We start from the raw sequence: 15,475 nt of genomic DNA, 5'->3' as shown, positions 1-15,475 counted from the left end.
TGACGACGATGGTGTGATACTGACACGCATGAGCTTGCCGACCAAGTCGGTGCTCGCCGACGATGTGGAGATCGTCCGGCGCGTCCTTGCCCATATCGACGCCGGTACCACCGACGAGGGTGACGCCTGGCGCGAGCCGGTCGAAAACTATTTGAGCCCAAGCCGATTCGCCGAGGAGCTCCGTCTGCTTCGCGCGATGCCGAGCGTCTTCGTGCCCTCGGCAGCGATCCCCAATCCGGGCGACCACGTCGAGCGGACCGCCTTCGGCGTGCCCCTCTTCGCCGTGCGGGGTCGCGACAGCCGGGCGCGGGTGTTCCGCAACGCGTGCCGGCATCGCGGTTTCGCGCTCGTCGAGGAAGCCGGCTGCTCGCACGCCCTGGTGTGTCGCTACCACGGCTGGACCTACCGCCTGGACGGTTCGCTCTCGCATGTGCCCAACGCCGAGGCGTTCCCCGGCTTGGACGCACCGACCCGCGGTTTGGTCGAGGTGCCCAGTCACGAGGTGGACGGTCTCGTGGTCATCGGCGCGCTGGATTCGCATGCGGGCGAGGGAATCCGGGCCGACGAGGAGCTGGGCGCGCTGACGAACGGGACCGCCTGGCGGGACAAATTGGTGCCGGCGCGCCAGTGCGTGTACGTGGAGTCCACCCCGAAGGCGATGAATTGGAAGGTTCTCGTCGAACAGTTCCTCGAGGGCTATCACATCCGGTCGACGCACAAGGGCACCTTCTTCCCGGTGCAATACGACGACCTCAACGTGGTCGAGACATTCGGTCCGAACAGCCGAATCACCTTCCCGTACCGCAACATCGAACGGCTGCGCGAGCGCCCGGAGAGCAGCTGGACGACGGACGCGCGGGTGACGTACGTGTATCAGCTGTTCCCCAACGTCATGGTGGCGACGTTCCCGGACCTGGTGCTCGTGATCGTGGTCGACCCGGTGGACATCGACCACAGCACGCTCGTCGTCTACACGATGGTCAACCCCGACAAGGCCGGCCGCGGGTCATCCGATCGACCCGGTAACCCGGCGGGCGCCGGCAGCTTGATCGCGCGGGGCGCGGTCGAGGACAACGAGATGTCCGAGGGCGTGCAGCGCGGACTGCGTTCGGGCGCTAACGAATTCGTGGAGTTCGGCCGGCACGAGAGCGCGATCGGCCACTTTCACGCCACGCTTGATGAGCGCCTTGCCGCGATGGCCCGCTAGGAGTCGCAAGGCCCGCCAAGCCGCCGCGGATCCGGCGCCTGCACTATTACGGCGTCTTGAGGAAGACGTCGTTCAGGGTGACCGTGCGCAGATCTCGGTCGCGGATGATGTCGACGAGTTGCGGATAGACGTGCGTGACGGGCGGGTGGTTGAGGTGGCCGATCACGATGGACTGCGGGGTGAAGTACTCATCGGCCATCTTCACGATGTAGTCCTCGTGGATCAGCGTGGAATCCGACAGCGACCCCGACCACAAGGTCGGCACGGTGTAGCCGAGGTCGGCGGCCACCGCGTCAACGGCGGCGTTGCGCTTCGCGTACGGCGGCCGCCAGTACGGTTTCGCGCCGATGCCGTAGGTCTTCTTCAAGAATTGGTCGTTGCGGGTGAGCTGCTGGGCGATCTGGTCCTTGGGCAGCGTGGTCAGGTCCGGGTGCGACCAGGTGTGGTTGCCCAGTTGGATCTGCCCGGAGTCGACCAGCGGCCGCAGTAGGTCCAGGTTCTCAGTCCAGGAGTCGTAGACCCCGTTGACGAAGAACGTCAGCCGAATCCCGGTGTCCTTGGCGAACTGCGTGTAGGCGCGCACCACCTCGCTGTTGACGCCGTCGTCGACGGTTAACGCGAGCAGATCGCCCTCTCCGGGGATCTTGGTCAGCGCGCCGCCGCCCGGCAGCGCGATGCGCGCGCTCGGCGGTGGGGGCGGCAACAGGGCCGACGGGGCCGTCGGGCCGGACGTCGCGACGTTCGCTGGCGGCGCCTGGGCGAACGTCCGGGGTTGTGGGTCGACCACCAGGCGAGCTGCGCCCACGCCGGCCACGGTCGCCGCGGCCAGCGCCCCCAGGAAACGGCGCCGGCTCAGCTCCGGCGCGGTGCCGCCGCCGATACTCGGGAGGGCGAACGTCACGCGCCTCTCGGGTCTTTTGCGGTGGGATGTCGGCACACGCGACCCGGTACCCCGGATTCCTGTGTTGCCAAACTCCGCCGCCACAGCAGCGAACGGTACCAGTGCCGGTTTCAATATGCCGGGTTCGTTACAGGAGGTTCAGCTGTGAATTGGGGCTCGAAAAGGTAACGGTCTTGCATAGCTGGCGTCAGTGCGGCGCGCCGCCACCGCGCTGCGGCAACGCGACGGGCTCGGTGCCGGGAGTCCCCAGCGTCCCGGCCAACCAGGGCAACGACGCGGCGAACGCCTGCGCGGCAAACGGCCAGTCGTGCCTGCCGGGCTGGGTGACCACCGCGCAGGTGATCCCGTTGGCGGTCGCGACGTCGCAAAGCGCGTTGGCGGCGGCGTCCTGGCCTTCGGGGTTGGCGGCGGGATCGACGCTGGGGCCGGCGATGGCGGAGTTGGCTTCCTCGGCGACGGCGTGCGGACCGGGCGACGAGGGAACGTCGAACCACCCCGACAGCCCGGTGTAGTGGCCGTGTCGGGTCATGACGGTGGTGGGGTCAAAGGCGGCCCAGGCGGCGCTGTCGCCGCCGAACAACCGGGCGACGGTCTGGTCCTTCGACCCGATGCTGGGGCTGCGGTCGCCGGCGATGTCGACGAACGCGCTGAACAGCTCGGGATGCATGACCGCCAGGTCGACCGCGCAGGTGCCGCCCATCGACCATCCGGCGACGCCCCAGTTGGCGCGGTCGGCGCTCACCCCGAAGTTCGAGACGACGAAGGGCACGACGTCCTTCGTCAGGTGATCGGCGGCGTTACCGCGGGTGCCGTTGACGCATTCGGTGTCGTTGTCGAACGTGCCGGTGGGATCGACGAACACGAGCACCGGGGCGAAGCCGTGATGCTGGGCCGCAAAGTCGTCGATGGCGGTGAAGGCGCCGCCGGGGCGTAGCCAGTCGGCGGGGGTGTTGAACGCCGAGCTGATCATCATCACCGCCGGCAGCCGGGGCGGCGGATTGCTGTTGAACCACGCCGGGGGCAGATAGACCAGTTCCTGGCGGTGCGGGAAGTGCGACGCGTCGGCGCTGATCGTCACGGGCACCACGACGCCCTTGGCGGGCTTGGTCCCCTCGAGCTGCATCGCGGTGACCCTGAGCCGATCGATTTGATCGGGCAGGGGCTGCGAGGTCAGCTGGTCCCAGGCCGCCGCCACGGTGGGGAAGTAGCCGACCCAGCCGTTCAACGCGAGGGCCGCGCACAGCGTGCACAGCGGCACCGAAACCACTGCCAGGCCGCGTCGCCACCAGCGGGCGCCCGGCCAGCCGAGGGCCAGCACCGCGACCGCCAGCCCGCTCATCGCGATCCACAGCCACAGCGTCACCGGGGCTGGGTCCCCGGCCACACCGATCGACGTGATGTACCAGTACGACAGCGCGGTGGCCAGGCCCGCGACGCCCAGCGCCACCGGAAGCGCCCAGCCGCGCCAACGGCGCCTCGTCACACCGATCGCGCCGACGACGACCAGCAGCGCGAGCGCTTGCACCGCCACCGGCAGCCAGCCATGCAGCAAGGACAGCTGTTCGACGAATGGGGGCAACGGCGGTGACCTTCGCTAAATCAAATCTGGTTGCGAATAACCCACCGGCCAAGGCTTGAAGAACGCGGTAGGCCAGATCAACTATCCCACAGGATCCGTGCGCATCGTGCCCGCGAAGCTGCGCAGTCGCAGGCTGTTGCCGACGACGAACGCGCTGGAGAACGCCATCGCGGCGCCCGCCACCATCGGATTGAGCAGGCCGAGCGCCGCCAGCGGGATCGCGGCGGCGTTGTAGCCGAAGGCCCAGAACAGGTTCGCCTTGATGGTGCGCAGGGTCCGCCGGGACAGCCGGATCGCGTCCACCGCGGCGCACAGATCGCCGCGCACCAGGGTCAGATCCGCGGCTTCTATCGCCACGTCGGTGCCCGTCCCCATGGCGAGCCCCAGATCGGCGCGGGTCAGGGCCGCGGCGTCGTTGACGCCGTCGCCGACCATGGCGACCACCCTGCCCTCGGATTGCAGGCGTTCGACGGCGGCCACCTTGCCTGCGGGCGTCACCCCGGCGACGACGTGCGCGATGCCGACCTGCTCCGCCACGCGCCGGGCGACGGTCTGGTCGTCGCCGGTCAGCAGCACGGGCGTGAGTCCCAGGGCCGTGAAGCGCCGGACCGCCTCGGCGCTGGTGGGCCGGACGGCATCGGCGACCACCAGGATCCCGTGTGCGCGGCCGTCCCACCCGATGGCGACGGCGATTTTGCCTTCGGCCTCGGCGCGGGTTTTGGCACCCGACAGCTGCGCGTCGAGCTGCTGGGCCCGGTCGGCCAGCAGGTCTTCCCGCCCGACGACGACGGCATGGCCGTCCACCGTCCCGTGCACGCCTTGCCCGCCCACCGCCACGAAATCCCGGGCCGCGGGCAGGGCGCCGAGTTCCGCCCGGGCGGCGGTGGCGATCGCCTGCGCGACGGGATGTTCCGAGGCGTCCTCCACGGCGCCGGCATAGCGCAGCAGCGTTTCGCGGTCCGTGTGCGGCCCGGCAATGACGTCGACCAGGGTCATCCTGCCGGTGGTGACGGTGCCGGTCTTGTCGAGCACGATCGTGTCGACCTTGCGCGTCGACTCCAACGCCTCGGGTCCCCTGATCAGCACGCCGAGCTCGGCCGCCCGGCCGGCGCCGACCAGCAGGGCGGTCGGCGTCGCCAACCCGAGCGCACACGGGCAGGCGATGATCAGCACCGCGAGCGCGGCGGTCACCGCGGCGGGTACGGAAGCGCCCGCAGCCAGCCATGTCGCGAGGGTGGCCACCGCGACGACCATGACGGCCGGGACGAACACGCCGGAGACGCGGTCGGCCAGCCGCTGCACTCCGGCCTTGCCCGATTGCACCGCTTCGACGAGCCTGGCCATCTGCGCCAGCTGGGTGTCATCGCCCACGCGGGTGGCCCGCACGACCAGACGCCCCCCGGCGTTGACGGTGGCGCCGGTGACGGCGCCGCCCTCACCGACCTCGACGGGGATGGACTCACCGGTGAGCATCGAGGCATCGACGGCGGAGGAGCCGGAGACGACGATTCCGTCGGTGGCGATCTTTTCGCCCGGGCGCACCACGAACACGTCGCCAACCGCCAGCTGGCTGACGGGCAGCCGGGTCTCCGACCCGTCCCGCAGCACGGCGACGTCCTTGGCGCCGAGCTCGACCAGGGCCCGCAGCGCCGCTCCCGCGCGCCGCTTGGCGCGCTTCTCGAAGTAGCGGCCGGCCAGGACGAACATGGTGACGCCCGCGGCCACTTCGAGGTAGACGTGTCCGGTCCCGAGGAGCAAGGCGTACAGCGAGCCCAGGAAGGCCGAGAGCGTCCCGACCGAAATGAGTGTGTCCATCGTGGCGGTGCCGTGCTTGAGGCTGGCCCACGCGCCCGCGTGAAACGGGCGGCCCGCCCACGCGACGGCCGGGGCGGTGAGGGCCAACGACACCCATTGCCAGCCGCGGAACTGCATGGCGGGCAGCATCGCCAGCGCGATCACCGGGACGGCGAGCACGATCGCGCCGACCAGGCGGGTGCGCAGCGCCGCCAGCTCGTCGTCGTCCGCAGGCGCGGGCGTTTCGGCGGCGGATGCTGGTTGCGGGAGCGCGGCGGTGAAGCCGGCCCTTTCGACCTCCGCGATCAGCTCCCGCGCGTCGTATCCGAGGGGGAGACTGACGGCCGCCTTCTCGGTCGCGTAGTTGACCTGGGCGCTGACGCCGTCCAGCCTGTTCAGTTTCTTTTCGATCCGCGCCGCGCACGAGGCGCAGCTCATGCCCCCGATTTCCAGCTCGACGTTGTTGGCCGTGTTAGCGTCCGTCGTCACGCGACCAGGACCGCCCGATAGCCTGCCTCGTCGACCGCTTGCAGCACCGCGCTCGCGTCGACCGGAAGGGAGCTCCGCACGACGAGCCTGCCCGTGCCGGCGTCGACGTCCACGCCCTCCACACCGGGGATCCGGCCCACCTCGTCCTTCACGGCGGCCGCGCAGTGCCCGCAGCTCATCCCGCTCACTTGATACTCGCGCGTGGTCACGACGCTCCTTTCCGTACGCCCCGTGCGGTATAGGCAGGACCGATACACGCCGATACACCGATTTCCCCGGGGGATTCCCCGTCAGGCAGGAGGCAACACGATTGTGCCTGGACGGCGGGATGGGGCGCGCGCGGACCTGGCTCGGCTGCGATCAGACGTAGCCCACGCCGATGTCGACCGACACCTGACTGGCGGTGACCAGCCTGGACTGGTCGGAGACCAGCCACGCGACCGCATCGGAAATGTCTTCGGGCTGGGCGATGCCGTCGGGCAGCAGCGGTTTGTGCATGCCCCGCAGGTGTGGGTAGCTGTCGGCGGCCGATCGAAGCGCGTCGCGCATCCGGCCGGTGCCCATCGGGGTGGCGACCGCTCCCGGGTTCAAACTGTTGACCCGGATGTTGTAGCGGCCGAGTTCGGCGGCGAAGGCGCGCGCCATCCCGACGACGGCATGTTTGCTCGCCGTGTAGTGGATCATGAACGACTGCATGTTGATGCCGGCGGCGGATCCGATGAGGATGATCGAGCCGCCGCGGCCCCCGTCGATGATGTGGCGAGCGCCGGCCACCCTTCCCGGTATCGACTGGCTCACCGAACCGCTCCCCGCTGAAGGTCGTTCGAACAGTTATAAAAGTTCAATCCGGCGAAGCGTAGCGTCGACGTCGCGCTGCCGGACACCGGAAGGAGACCGTCATGACCGTCAACCATGTCGACGCGGGTCCCCGACAGGTGAGCCGCTCGATCGAAGTGGGCGCCCCGGCCGCCGAGCTGTACGCGATGGCCGCCGACCCGCGGCGCCACCACGAACTGGACGGATCGGGCACGGTGGGCGACAACATCAGTGTCCCCGCGGAAATGGCTGTCGGATCGAAGTTTTCGACGAAGATGAAGATGTACGGCGTGCCGTACCGCATCACCAGCAGGGTGACGGCCCTCAAGCCGAACGAGCTGATCGAATGGCGCCACCCCGTAGGACACCGGTGGCGCTGGGAATTCGAGTCGCTGTCACCGACGAGGACGCGGGTCACCGAGACGTTCGACTACCGCGAGGCCGGCGCGATCAAGAACGCGCTGAAGTACTACGAGCGGATGGGTTTCCGCAAAGCCAACGCGGAAGGCATCGAGGCGACGCTGGCCAAACTGCGCGATCGCTACGCGACGTCATGACGGATCGGGCGCGTCCCACGGGATCACGCCGGACACCCAATGGCTCAACTGGTCAACCTCATCGTTGCGGTGCAGGTGGCGCGGCGGTGTTGCGAAGGTGGAGTAAGGCCGGCACCGGATGACGACGCGGTTCTCCCGGTCGCACATCTCCTGGACGAACGGGCGTGCCTCCTCGCCGAGCGGTTGACCTGACATTCGCCAGGCGACCGCCATCATGACGTCCACGGCAAGGTCACGGTCGTCGTCAAGCGTCGCGTCCGCGTACACCTGTAGGTAGGCAAACGGCCACCGTTCGTCCAGGACGCACAGACTGATCTTGCCGTCGCGTTCGATGACTCGGGCCTTCCCGCGGCCGGCCATGGTGGACACCAGCAGTTCATCGGTGTCGGTGGGGATGTAGTAGACGATCGACATCGCGGGGCCGTCCTTCCGCCGGCGGTAACCGTATACACAGGTCCGATGCGTACGGACGAATTCGCGACGCTCGGAGGGAAGCATGTCGCGGTCGGTGGGAGTTACGTACGGCGTCGATGCCAAGGGAAGCAGCATGGCGGACGTCCTTGTCTGTTGCCGGAGGTTGACCCCGATTCAATTAATGGATACAGTGTGCCCATAAATTGTCCGGCTGTCAAACCATAGAGCCGCCTAGGCATTTCGGAGATGCGCACAGTGCCGAACGAGCAGCCATCGGGACGCGCCCGCGGGCGCCCGCCCGTGCCGCTGGACCGGATCCTCGCCGCGGCCATCGAGCTCGTCGACGAGCACGGGGCCGATGCGCTGTCAATGCGTTCCCTGGCGCAGCGCCTGGGGTCTGGTACCGCCACCCTGTACCGTCACTTCGCCGACCGGTCGGAGCTGGTGGCCATGATGGTCGATCGCCTGCTCGGTGAGATCGAGTTCGATCCCAAAACCGCCGCGACACTCCCCTGGCAGCGGACCTGTATATCGTTCGCACAGAACATGTTCGACACGCTGGCCCGACATGGCAATGCTGCATCGCTACTCATCGGGCACGTGCCGATGGGGCCCAATGCGCTTGCTCAGCGCGAGCTCGTCCTGTCGGTCCTTCTCGCCAACGGATTTTCCCCAGTTGTTGCCGCTCACTCCTACGCGACACTGGCGCGTTATGTCCTCGGCTTCGGGATTCAACTCTCCGGATCGACGACTGCCCGGGATGACGAACTGACGGCCGCGTTCCATGACCTTGATCCGTCCCGCTATCCCGCGACGGTCGCGGTCGCCGCCGATTTACCCGTTCCGTTGGAAGAGGAATTCGCGTACGGGCTGCGACTCATCGTCGCCGGACTCGAGGAACTGGGTCATTGAACCCAATCGGGAGGCGAATCGTTAACCCTGCTGAGGAACGCGCCGCTCCGAAGGAAGGATCCGCTCCGCATGATCGACCGCACCCTGTCCCCCGCCATCACGCCGCCCCGCGTGGCCGGATTGCTGACCCGCACCGGACAGCTGGTCAGCCGTTACGGACTGGTCGTGGTCTTGGCCTGGATCGGATTCGGCAAGTACGTGAAGATGGAATCCCGGGTGCTCATCGAGCACAGCCCGCTGATGAGCTGGATTTATCACGTGGCCTCCGTCACCACGGTGGCACGCGGACTGGGAACGATGGAAATCGTTGCGGCGCTTCTCATTGCGCTGCGACCGGTGTGGCCGCGCGCGTCCGCCGCGGGCAGCGCCCTTGCCGTGGTGCTCTTCATGGGAACGCTGAGCTTCTTGTTCACCACACCCGGGGTGGTCTCGACCCACGCCGCCGGCATCCCGGTGTTGTCCGCCCTGCCGGGCCAATTCCTGCTCAAGGACCTGGTTTTGATCGGCGTTGCGCTGTGGACGTGCGGCGACTCGCTCGCGGCACGAAAAGAGTTCCCCTGAGCAATTCCTTGGCCGATGCCAGCGTGGCGGCGTAGGCATCCGGAGTCAGGTTGGCCGCCCGGTCCGTCAGCCCACGAGCCAGCGCGTAAAGCGCGTTGACCGCGGCGCCCGGGTCGGTATCGGGCGACAGCGCTCCCCGCGCTTGGGCGTCCCGGACGATCTCGTCGATGGTGTCGCGCAACCCTTTTGGCCCGGCACGCCCACGCATGGCTCGCTCGAACGCGGCCAGGTGCGGATACTCGCGCAGCAACCTGTCCAGCTCGTCCAGCATCGCCTCGAGGCAATCGACGACGTCGTCGCAGCGGGCCGCGGCGGAACGCAGCCGTGGCAGCGCGATCTCGTCGATTTCGGTGACGGTGGCCGTCAGCAGTTCGCACTTGTTCGGAAAATAGTGATACAGGCTGCCGCTGGTCATCTCGGCGGCCTTGGCGATCTCTCGAATGCTTGCGCGGGAATACCCGACCTCCGCCACGCAGCGCATCGCCGCGTCGATTATTCGAGCGCGGGTCCGCTCGCCGCTGGCGCCCACCGGGCGCCCCAACTGTGCCCGCGCGGCGTTCATGCGGCGCGCCTCGCTACGGAACCGGTACCTAAATTGATCGGCCGATTATATTCGACGGCATGCTAGGCCGCCCGGTCGGCGCCAGCGGCGAGGAGACCCGCCGTCGGATCATCGTCGCCACCATGCGCTGCGTGGCCAGGGCGGGCTATTCGCGCGCGACCATCCGCGAGATCGCCCGCACCGCGGAGGTGACCAGCGCAAGCCTGTACAACTACTTCCCCAACAAGTCGGAGCTGATTAAGGCCGCCGTCGCGGCCAGAACCGACGTCGCGTTGCCGCGCCTGCGTGAGGCCGCCGAGGGGCCCGGCGACGTCACGGACCGGATCGAAGCGGTGCTCGACGAATCGGGCCGGTTGATGCGCGAATACCCCGACCTCGCCGCTTTCGAGTGGGCGCTCCGCGCCGAAGGTGCGATCGACCCTCGGGAGGGCGGCACCGGATTCCAGGCCTTCCGCGAGATCATCGAGGGCATCGTGGCGGACGCCGGCAAGCCGGGCTCGGTGGAAGCCATCTACTCGCTGATCTACGGGCTGACCGAGCTGGCGGCCACGCTGCCGCCAGAGGACTACCACGCGGCGCTGGGTTCGGCCAAGCGCCTGATCAGGGGCACGCTGTTTCGCTGAGGGCGGCCGGCGGCATCGAGACTGCGGCCAGAGCGTGGCTCGGCCACAATTCGCGCGCTGAGCGCAGGCGCGATCCACGCGAAGCCATTGATATGATCAACTGATTGATTATATAGTCGCCCGTGGAGTCACGATGAGGGAGCCGATGCCAAGGCCTGCGACCGTTGGGGTGACGTTCGACGTCGACGCGCTGCGCCGCAAATACGCCGAAGAGCGGGCTCGGCGACTGCGCCCGGACGGAATCGCGCAGTACGTGGAAACGGCGGGTGCCTTCGCGCGATTCGCCGAAGACCCATGGGTGGACGGCACGTTCACCCGCGAGCCGCTCACCGACGACGTCGACGTCGCGGTCATCGGTGCTGGCTTCGGCGGCCTGTTGACGGGCGCCCGGCTGCGCGAGCTCGGCGTCCAAAGCGTGCGGCTGATCGACCGGGCAGCCGACGTGGGCGGCACCTGGTACTGGAACCGGTACCCGGGGATCGCCTGCGACGTCGAAAGCTACGTGTACATGCCGCTATTGGAGGAGCTCGGCTACGTTCCGGCGGACAAGTACGCCCGGGGTTCGGAGATCTTCGCCCATTGCCAGCGCATCGCCGAGCACTACGACCTCTACCGCGACGCCTGCCTGCAAACCGACGTACACGAGATCCGCTGGGATTCAAATGCTTCACGCTGGATCATCCGGACCAACCACGGGGACGAGATGCGGGCCAAGTTCGTCTCCATGGCCAATGGTTACCAGGCCAAGCCCAAGCTGCCCGGGATCGCCGGCCTCGGCAGTTTTCGCGGGCCGACCTTCCACACCAGCCGGTGGGACTACCGCTACACCGGCGAAAAGCTGGAGCACCTGGCGACAAAGCGCGTCGGGATCATCGGCACCGGCGCCACCGCCATCCAGTGCGTGCCGCACCTCGCCGCGGCGGCGCGGCATCTCTACGTGTTCCAGCGCACGCCGTCATCCGTCGACGTGCGGGCCAATCGGCCCACGGACCCGCAGTGGGCCAACGCATTACAGCCGGGCTGGCAGGCCGAGCGCATCCGCAACTTCCAGATCCTGACGGCGGGCGGTCAGGCCGAGGAGGATCTGGTCGCCGACGCGTGGACGAGCATCACCCGCAAACTTCCCGTCATGCGCCAGGACGGCGCCGGCCCCGCCCCGAACATCGAACTGGCCGACTTCGCCAAGATGGAGGAGATCCGGGCGCGCGTCGACGAGATCGTGATCGATCTCGCGACCGCCGAGGCGCTCAAACCGTGGTACGGCTACTTCTGTAAGCGGCCGTGTTTCCACGACGAATATCTGCAGACCTTCAACCGCGACAACGTCACGCTGGTCGACACCCGCGGCCGCGGGGTCGAGCGCATCACCGAGGCCGGCGTTGTCGTCGACGGAACGACGTACGAACTCGACTGCCTGATCTTCGCGACCGGTTTCGAGGTCGGCACCGACTACTGCCGGCGCACCGGGTTCGAGCTGATCGGCCGCGACGGCGTGACGCTGACCGACCGGTGGCGCGACGGAGTGCGCACGTTCCAGGGCTTGTGCGCCAACGGGTTTCCGAACTGCTTCATCGAAAGCATCGCCCAGGCGGGGCTCACCGTGAACTTCCCCTATCTGCTGGACGTGCAGGCCAGCCACGCCGCGTGGATCATCGCGTGGGCGCTGGAGCGCGGCGTCAGCGAGATCGAGGCGTCACACGAGGCCGAAGCCGCGTGGGTCGACCTGGTGGTGGCCCGCTCGACGGCGACCGCCGAGCGGGCCAGGACCTGCACCCCCGGCTACTACAACCGGGAAGGCAAGGCGGACGCCAAGACTCGGCAGGGCAGCTTCTTCATCGGCGCACCGACCGAGTACGCGGACCTGCTGCAGGCCTGGCGGGCGAAGGGGGACCTGGAAGGGTACGAGGTCCGCGGCGGAAAGGCCGGGCCGTGACGAGCCGAGGCGCCCGCCGGCGCTATGCGGTCGGGCGGCTGCGGGCGGCCACGCGCCGCGGGCGCCCACCCAAGGTAGCGATCATCGGGGCCGGCTTCGGCGGCCTCGGCGCGGCGGTGGCGCTACGCCGCGCCGGCCTCGACGACCTGGTCATCATCGAGGCCGGCGACGGGGTCGGCGGCACCTGGCGACGCAACACCTATCCCGGCGCCGCCTGCGACATCCAGAGCCACCTGTACTCCTTTTCCTTCGCGCCCAACAAGTCCTGGAGCCGCACCTACGCTCGTCAGCCCGAGATCCTGGCCTACCTCGAGTCCGTGGCCGACGACTTCGACCTGCGCCGCCATCTCATGCTCGGCACCAAGGTGCGTTCGGTCCAATGGAATTCCGATGCGTGGTGCTGGGACTGCGAAGTGGACCGCGCGGGGCAAGCCGAGACGCTGAGCGCCGACGTCGTCGTCTGCGCGGTCGGATTGTTCGGATCGCCGAAGCGTCCCGACATCGCGGGGCTGACCGACTTCGGCGGCTCGCTGATGCACACCGCGCAGTGGGATCACGGCATCGAGCTGGCCGGCAAGAAGGTGGCGGTGATCGGCACCGGCGCCAGCGGGGTGCAGGTGGTCCCAGAGCTCGCGAAGACCGCGGAACGCGTGACGGTGTTCCAGCGGACCCCGCCCTGGATGGTGCCCAAGGACGACCGGCCTTACAGCCCGGCCGAATTGGCGCGCTTTCGGCGTGATCCCCTGGCGGTGCGCCGCGCCCGTTGGCAGATCTGGAAATTCCAGCACGACAACACCGCCACCTTCGCCGACGACCCGGTGGTCGCCGCGCGCACGCACGTCGCGACGTCGTTCTTGGAGCGCACCGTGGCCGATGGGCGGCTGCGCCGCGCGCTGACGCCGGACTATCCATTCCGCTGCAAGCGGGTGCTGCTGGGCGACGAGTATTACCGCGCATTGCAGGCGGACAACGTCGAGCTGGTCACCGATCCCATCGCGCGGGTCACCGAGACGTCGGTGCTGACCACGGCCGGCCGGACCGCCGACGTCGACGCGATCGTGCTGGCGACCGGCTTCGAAACGTCGCGCTACCTGTCGGGGATCGAGGTGGTCGGCGTCGACGGTCAACGGCTGCACGAGCACTGGGGCGCCGACCCGAGCGCCTATCTGGGGGTGGCCGTCGCGGGCTTCCCGAACTTTTTCATGCTCTACGGCCCTAACACCAACCAGGGCGGCAACTCGATCGTCTACATCCTGGAGGCGGGCGCGCGGCTGGTGGCCAGCGCAGTCAGCCGGGTGGCGCGCCGGGGCGGCTACGTCGACGTGCGCCCGGAGGCCGAAAGGCGCTACAACGAAGCGCTTTCCGCGGATCTCGATCGCACCGTGTGGACCCAGTGCGACAGCTACTTCCGATCTCCCACCGGCCGCATCGTGACCCAATGGCCCTATACCGAGCTGGAATACGCGCGGCGCACCTGGCGGCTGCGGTCCCGTGATTGGTGGCACCGCTCCAGAGCGGCTTCGCCGCTTCCGAGGCCTCGTCGGCACGCCGATCCAGCCCGCCACGTTGGTTATCGCCCTGCGGAACGCGTGCATGCCGAGACCGATGCCCGGGGAACGTAATTGGAGCCCGCTCAACGGGCGGGATCGTCGGCCACCTCGATGTCGCCGGCCTTGGCCGCCGCGCGCAGTTGATGGAAGTCGTCGAGCGACTTGTCGGCGTATGAGTAGCTCCACTCGGCGACCGCCTGATGCAAGGTGTCGCCGGTGCCCGCGTAGCCGCGCAGTATCGACGCGTTGGCGCTCTGCGAGTGCGCCCGCGCCAGCAGCACCGCGCAGGCACTGACATAGTCGCTGAACGTCGAAGGCGACATGCCTTCGGTTTCGACGGAGCCCTTCATGTCGTGGAATTGACGCACGTAGTAGTCGCGGCCGTCCTTGCGCGTCGTTCCGAGGAACACGTCCGACATCGCCTGCAGGATCTGCTGGCCATCGATGACGCGCAAACCCTGGCCGCTCGCCTCGACGGCCGCGTTGAGGCTCTCCGGTTGAGCCCACCGCCCGTACTCCTCGAGCACCGATCGAGTGGCCTCTTTGATCTGCAGGATCAGCGGCGTGCCATCGGGCCCCACCAGGATGACCAGATAACACCGGGTGCCGACGCTGCCGACACCGACCACGCGCAGCGCGACATCGGTGATACGGAAGTGCGACAGCAGCAGCGCAACGTCGGCCGGGACGGCGGTCAGATACTCCTGAACCGCCTCCACCAACGGCTCTTCGGTCTCCTCGTCGACATGTTGGAGCACCGGGGGCGCCTCCCGCAGGCGCGGTGTTCCGTCGGGCCCAATCTCCATGATCCGCTTGAAGACTCGCGCCGACGTTCGGGTGCGCGCCCGGGATATCGTCTTCTGAATCACCGCCTGCAGGCCCTTGGACACGTTCCCGGTGTAGTGCTCGGGTTCCACCCGCAGGTAGTAGCGGTCCAGAACGTTCATCTCCTCGAGCATCGCCGTCAGGCTGGTTTGGTAACCCACCACCGCCTGTTCGACGCAACGGCGGATCGCCTTGGCCGGGTATCCGGCGTGGCGCCCCCCGACGATCGCGCTGGTGATCAGGCGCTTGACGTCCCACTCGGCCGGCGCCACCGCGGCCTCGTCAAAATCGTTCAGGTCGAACACTATTGAGCGATCGGGCGCGGCGTATACCCCGAAATTCGAGATGTGCGCGTCACCGCAACACATGATTTCGATCCCGCTCGTTGGGCTGGCGGCGAGGTCGGCGGCCATGACCGCCGCCGAACCCCGATAGAACGAGAAGGGGTCGGTGAGCATCCGGGCAAAACGCAGGGGGACGAGTTCGGGCAGCCGGCCGGCGTTTTGCTCGACGAGAATTTCCGTGGCCGTTCGGTGAGACGGAGTCAATTGGGCGAGAGCGCTCCGGGGAGCCGTCTTGCGCAGCGCCCGTCCGCGCGCCACATCCTCGCTGGGCACTTCCAGTTCGATCAGGCGGTCACGCAAGGCCCGCTGCGGCATCTGCTCAGCATAGGTACGGTGCACGTTTTGCAGTTAGCTTCAGGGTGATTCTCAACGCTGTGCCGAAGTGGCCTGATCGTTAACATCCTTGAA

Annotated in this window: 14 protein-coding genes and 1 pseudogene; 7 read left to right on the top strand and 8 right to left on the bottom strand. The window is 68.1% G+C overall.

Features of this window, described 5'->3' with window-relative positions; genetic code table 11:
• Positions 1-28: 28 nt before the first annotated feature.
• Positions 29-1,207: an aromatic ring-hydroxylating oxygenase subunit alpha gene (locus tag AC5Y4S_RS17285; RefSeq protein ID WP_500033888.1), complete on the top strand. Its 1,179-nt coding sequence runs from the start codon at positions 29-31 to the stop codon at positions 1,205-1,207.
• Positions 1,208-1,253: 46 nt separating this feature from the next.
• Here AC5Y4S_RS17285 and AC5Y4S_RS17280 read toward each other — a convergent pair whose 3' ends face one another.
• The 5 genes and pseudogenes from AC5Y4S_RS17280 to AC5Y4S_RS17260 form a co-directional block, all read right to left on the bottom strand.
• Entirely contained in the window at positions 1,254-2,063 is an 810-nt protein-coding gene (locus tag AC5Y4S_RS17280) for a polysaccharide deacetylase family protein (protein WP_068181097.1), read from the bottom strand.
• A gap of 232 nt (positions 2,064-2,295) precedes the next feature.
• A complete protein-coding gene (locus AC5Y4S_RS17275; RefSeq protein WP_500033887.1) occupies positions 2,296-3,687 on the bottom strand; it encodes an alpha/beta hydrolase in 1,392 nt (463 codons plus the stop codon).
• An 81-nt stretch (positions 3,688-3,768) separates the two neighbouring features.
• The gene (locus tag AC5Y4S_RS17270; protein ID WP_500033886.1) at positions 3,769-5,970 is read right to left on the bottom strand and encodes a heavy metal translocating P-type ATPase; all 2,202 of its coding nucleotides are present in this window, start codon (positions 5,968-5,970) and stop codon (positions 3,769-3,771) included.
• Positions 5,967-6,179: a heavy-metal-associated domain-containing protein gene (locus AC5Y4S_RS17265; RefSeq protein ID WP_500033885.1), complete on the bottom strand. Its 213-nt coding sequence runs from the start codon at positions 6,177-6,179 to the stop codon at positions 5,967-5,969. The genes AC5Y4S_RS17270 and AC5Y4S_RS17265 overlap by 4 nt, the downstream gene beginning before the upstream one ends.
• Positions 6,180-6,330: 151 nt before the next feature.
• Positions 6,331-6,744 (bottom strand): annotated as a pseudogene (locus tag AC5Y4S_RS17260) (SDR family oxidoreductase); the annotation flags it as partial.
• A 125-nt stretch (positions 6,745-6,869) separates the two neighbouring features.
• On the opposite strand from AC5Y4S_RS17260, the gene AC5Y4S_RS17255 reads away from it, so the two are divergent.
• Positions 6,870-7,343, top strand: a complete 474-nt coding sequence (locus AC5Y4S_RS17255) for an SRPBCC family protein (RefSeq protein ID WP_500033884.1) — start codon at positions 6,870-6,872, stop codon at positions 7,341-7,343.
• Here the strand turns inward: AC5Y4S_RS17255 and AC5Y4S_RS17250 are convergent.
• Positions 7,338-7,892 carry a pyridoxamine 5'-phosphate oxidase family protein gene (locus AC5Y4S_RS17250; protein WP_500033883.1) on the bottom strand — a complete coding sequence of 185 codons (555 nt, stop codon included), beginning with the start codon at positions 7,890-7,892 and terminating at the stop codon, positions 7,338-7,340. The two genes, AC5Y4S_RS17255 and AC5Y4S_RS17250, sit on opposite strands and share 6 nt — an antisense overlap.
• Before the next feature lie 171 nt (positions 7,893-8,063).
• Between AC5Y4S_RS17250 and AC5Y4S_RS17245 the strand changes: the two genes are divergently transcribed.
• The gene (locus AC5Y4S_RS17245; RefSeq protein WP_500034049.1) at positions 8,064-8,669 is read left to right on the top strand and encodes a TetR/AcrR family transcriptional regulator; all 606 of its coding nucleotides are present in this window, start codon (positions 8,064-8,066) and stop codon (positions 8,667-8,669) included.
• 69 nt (positions 8,670-8,738) lie between these two features.
• Positions 8,739-9,230 (top strand): DUF417 family protein, encoded by a 492-nt coding sequence (locus AC5Y4S_RS17240; protein ID WP_500033882.1) that lies wholly within the window; start codon positions 8,739-8,741, stop codon positions 9,228-9,230.
• On the opposite strand, the gene AC5Y4S_RS17235 is transcribed toward AC5Y4S_RS17240, so the two are convergent.
• Positions 9,154-9,792: a TetR/AcrR family transcriptional regulator gene (locus tag AC5Y4S_RS17235; protein WP_500033881.1), complete on the bottom strand. Its 639-nt coding sequence runs from the start codon at positions 9,790-9,792 to the stop codon at positions 9,154-9,156. The two genes, AC5Y4S_RS17240 and AC5Y4S_RS17235, sit on opposite strands and share 77 nt — an antisense overlap.
• A gap of 59 nt (positions 9,793-9,851) precedes the next feature.
• Between AC5Y4S_RS17235 and AC5Y4S_RS17230 the strand changes: the two genes are divergently transcribed.
• The 3 genes from AC5Y4S_RS17230 to AC5Y4S_RS17220 all read left to right on the top strand — a co-directional run bounded on the left by AC5Y4S_RS17230 (position 9,852) and on the right by AC5Y4S_RS17220 (position 13,970).
• Entirely contained in the window at positions 9,852-10,415 is a 564-nt protein-coding gene (locus tag AC5Y4S_RS17230) for a TetR/AcrR family transcriptional regulator (protein WP_500033880.1), read from the top strand.
• Between the two features lie 145 nt (positions 10,416-10,560).
• Positions 10,561-12,348 (top strand): flavin-containing monooxygenase, encoded by a 1,788-nt coding sequence (locus tag AC5Y4S_RS17225; protein WP_500033879.1) that lies wholly within the window; start codon positions 10,561-10,563, stop codon positions 12,346-12,348.
• Positions 12,345-13,970: a flavin-containing monooxygenase gene (locus AC5Y4S_RS17220; RefSeq protein ID WP_500033878.1), complete on the top strand. Its 1,626-nt coding sequence runs from the start codon at positions 12,345-12,347 to the stop codon at positions 13,968-13,970. The genes AC5Y4S_RS17225 and AC5Y4S_RS17220 overlap by 4 nt, the downstream gene beginning before the upstream one ends.
• A gap of 11 nt (positions 13,971-13,981) precedes the next feature.
• Here the strand turns inward: AC5Y4S_RS17220 and AC5Y4S_RS17215 are convergent, their stop codons facing one another.
• Positions 13,982-15,382: a DUF2252 domain-containing protein gene (locus AC5Y4S_RS17215; RefSeq protein ID WP_500033877.1), complete on the bottom strand. Its 1,401-nt coding sequence runs from the start codon at positions 15,380-15,382 to the stop codon at positions 13,982-13,984.
• Positions 15,383-15,475 lie beyond the last annotated feature (93 nt).

This window comes from Mycobacterium sp. NGS64 (assembly GCF_059812245.1).
This window is presented reverse-complemented; position numbering and strand designations above follow the sequence as displayed.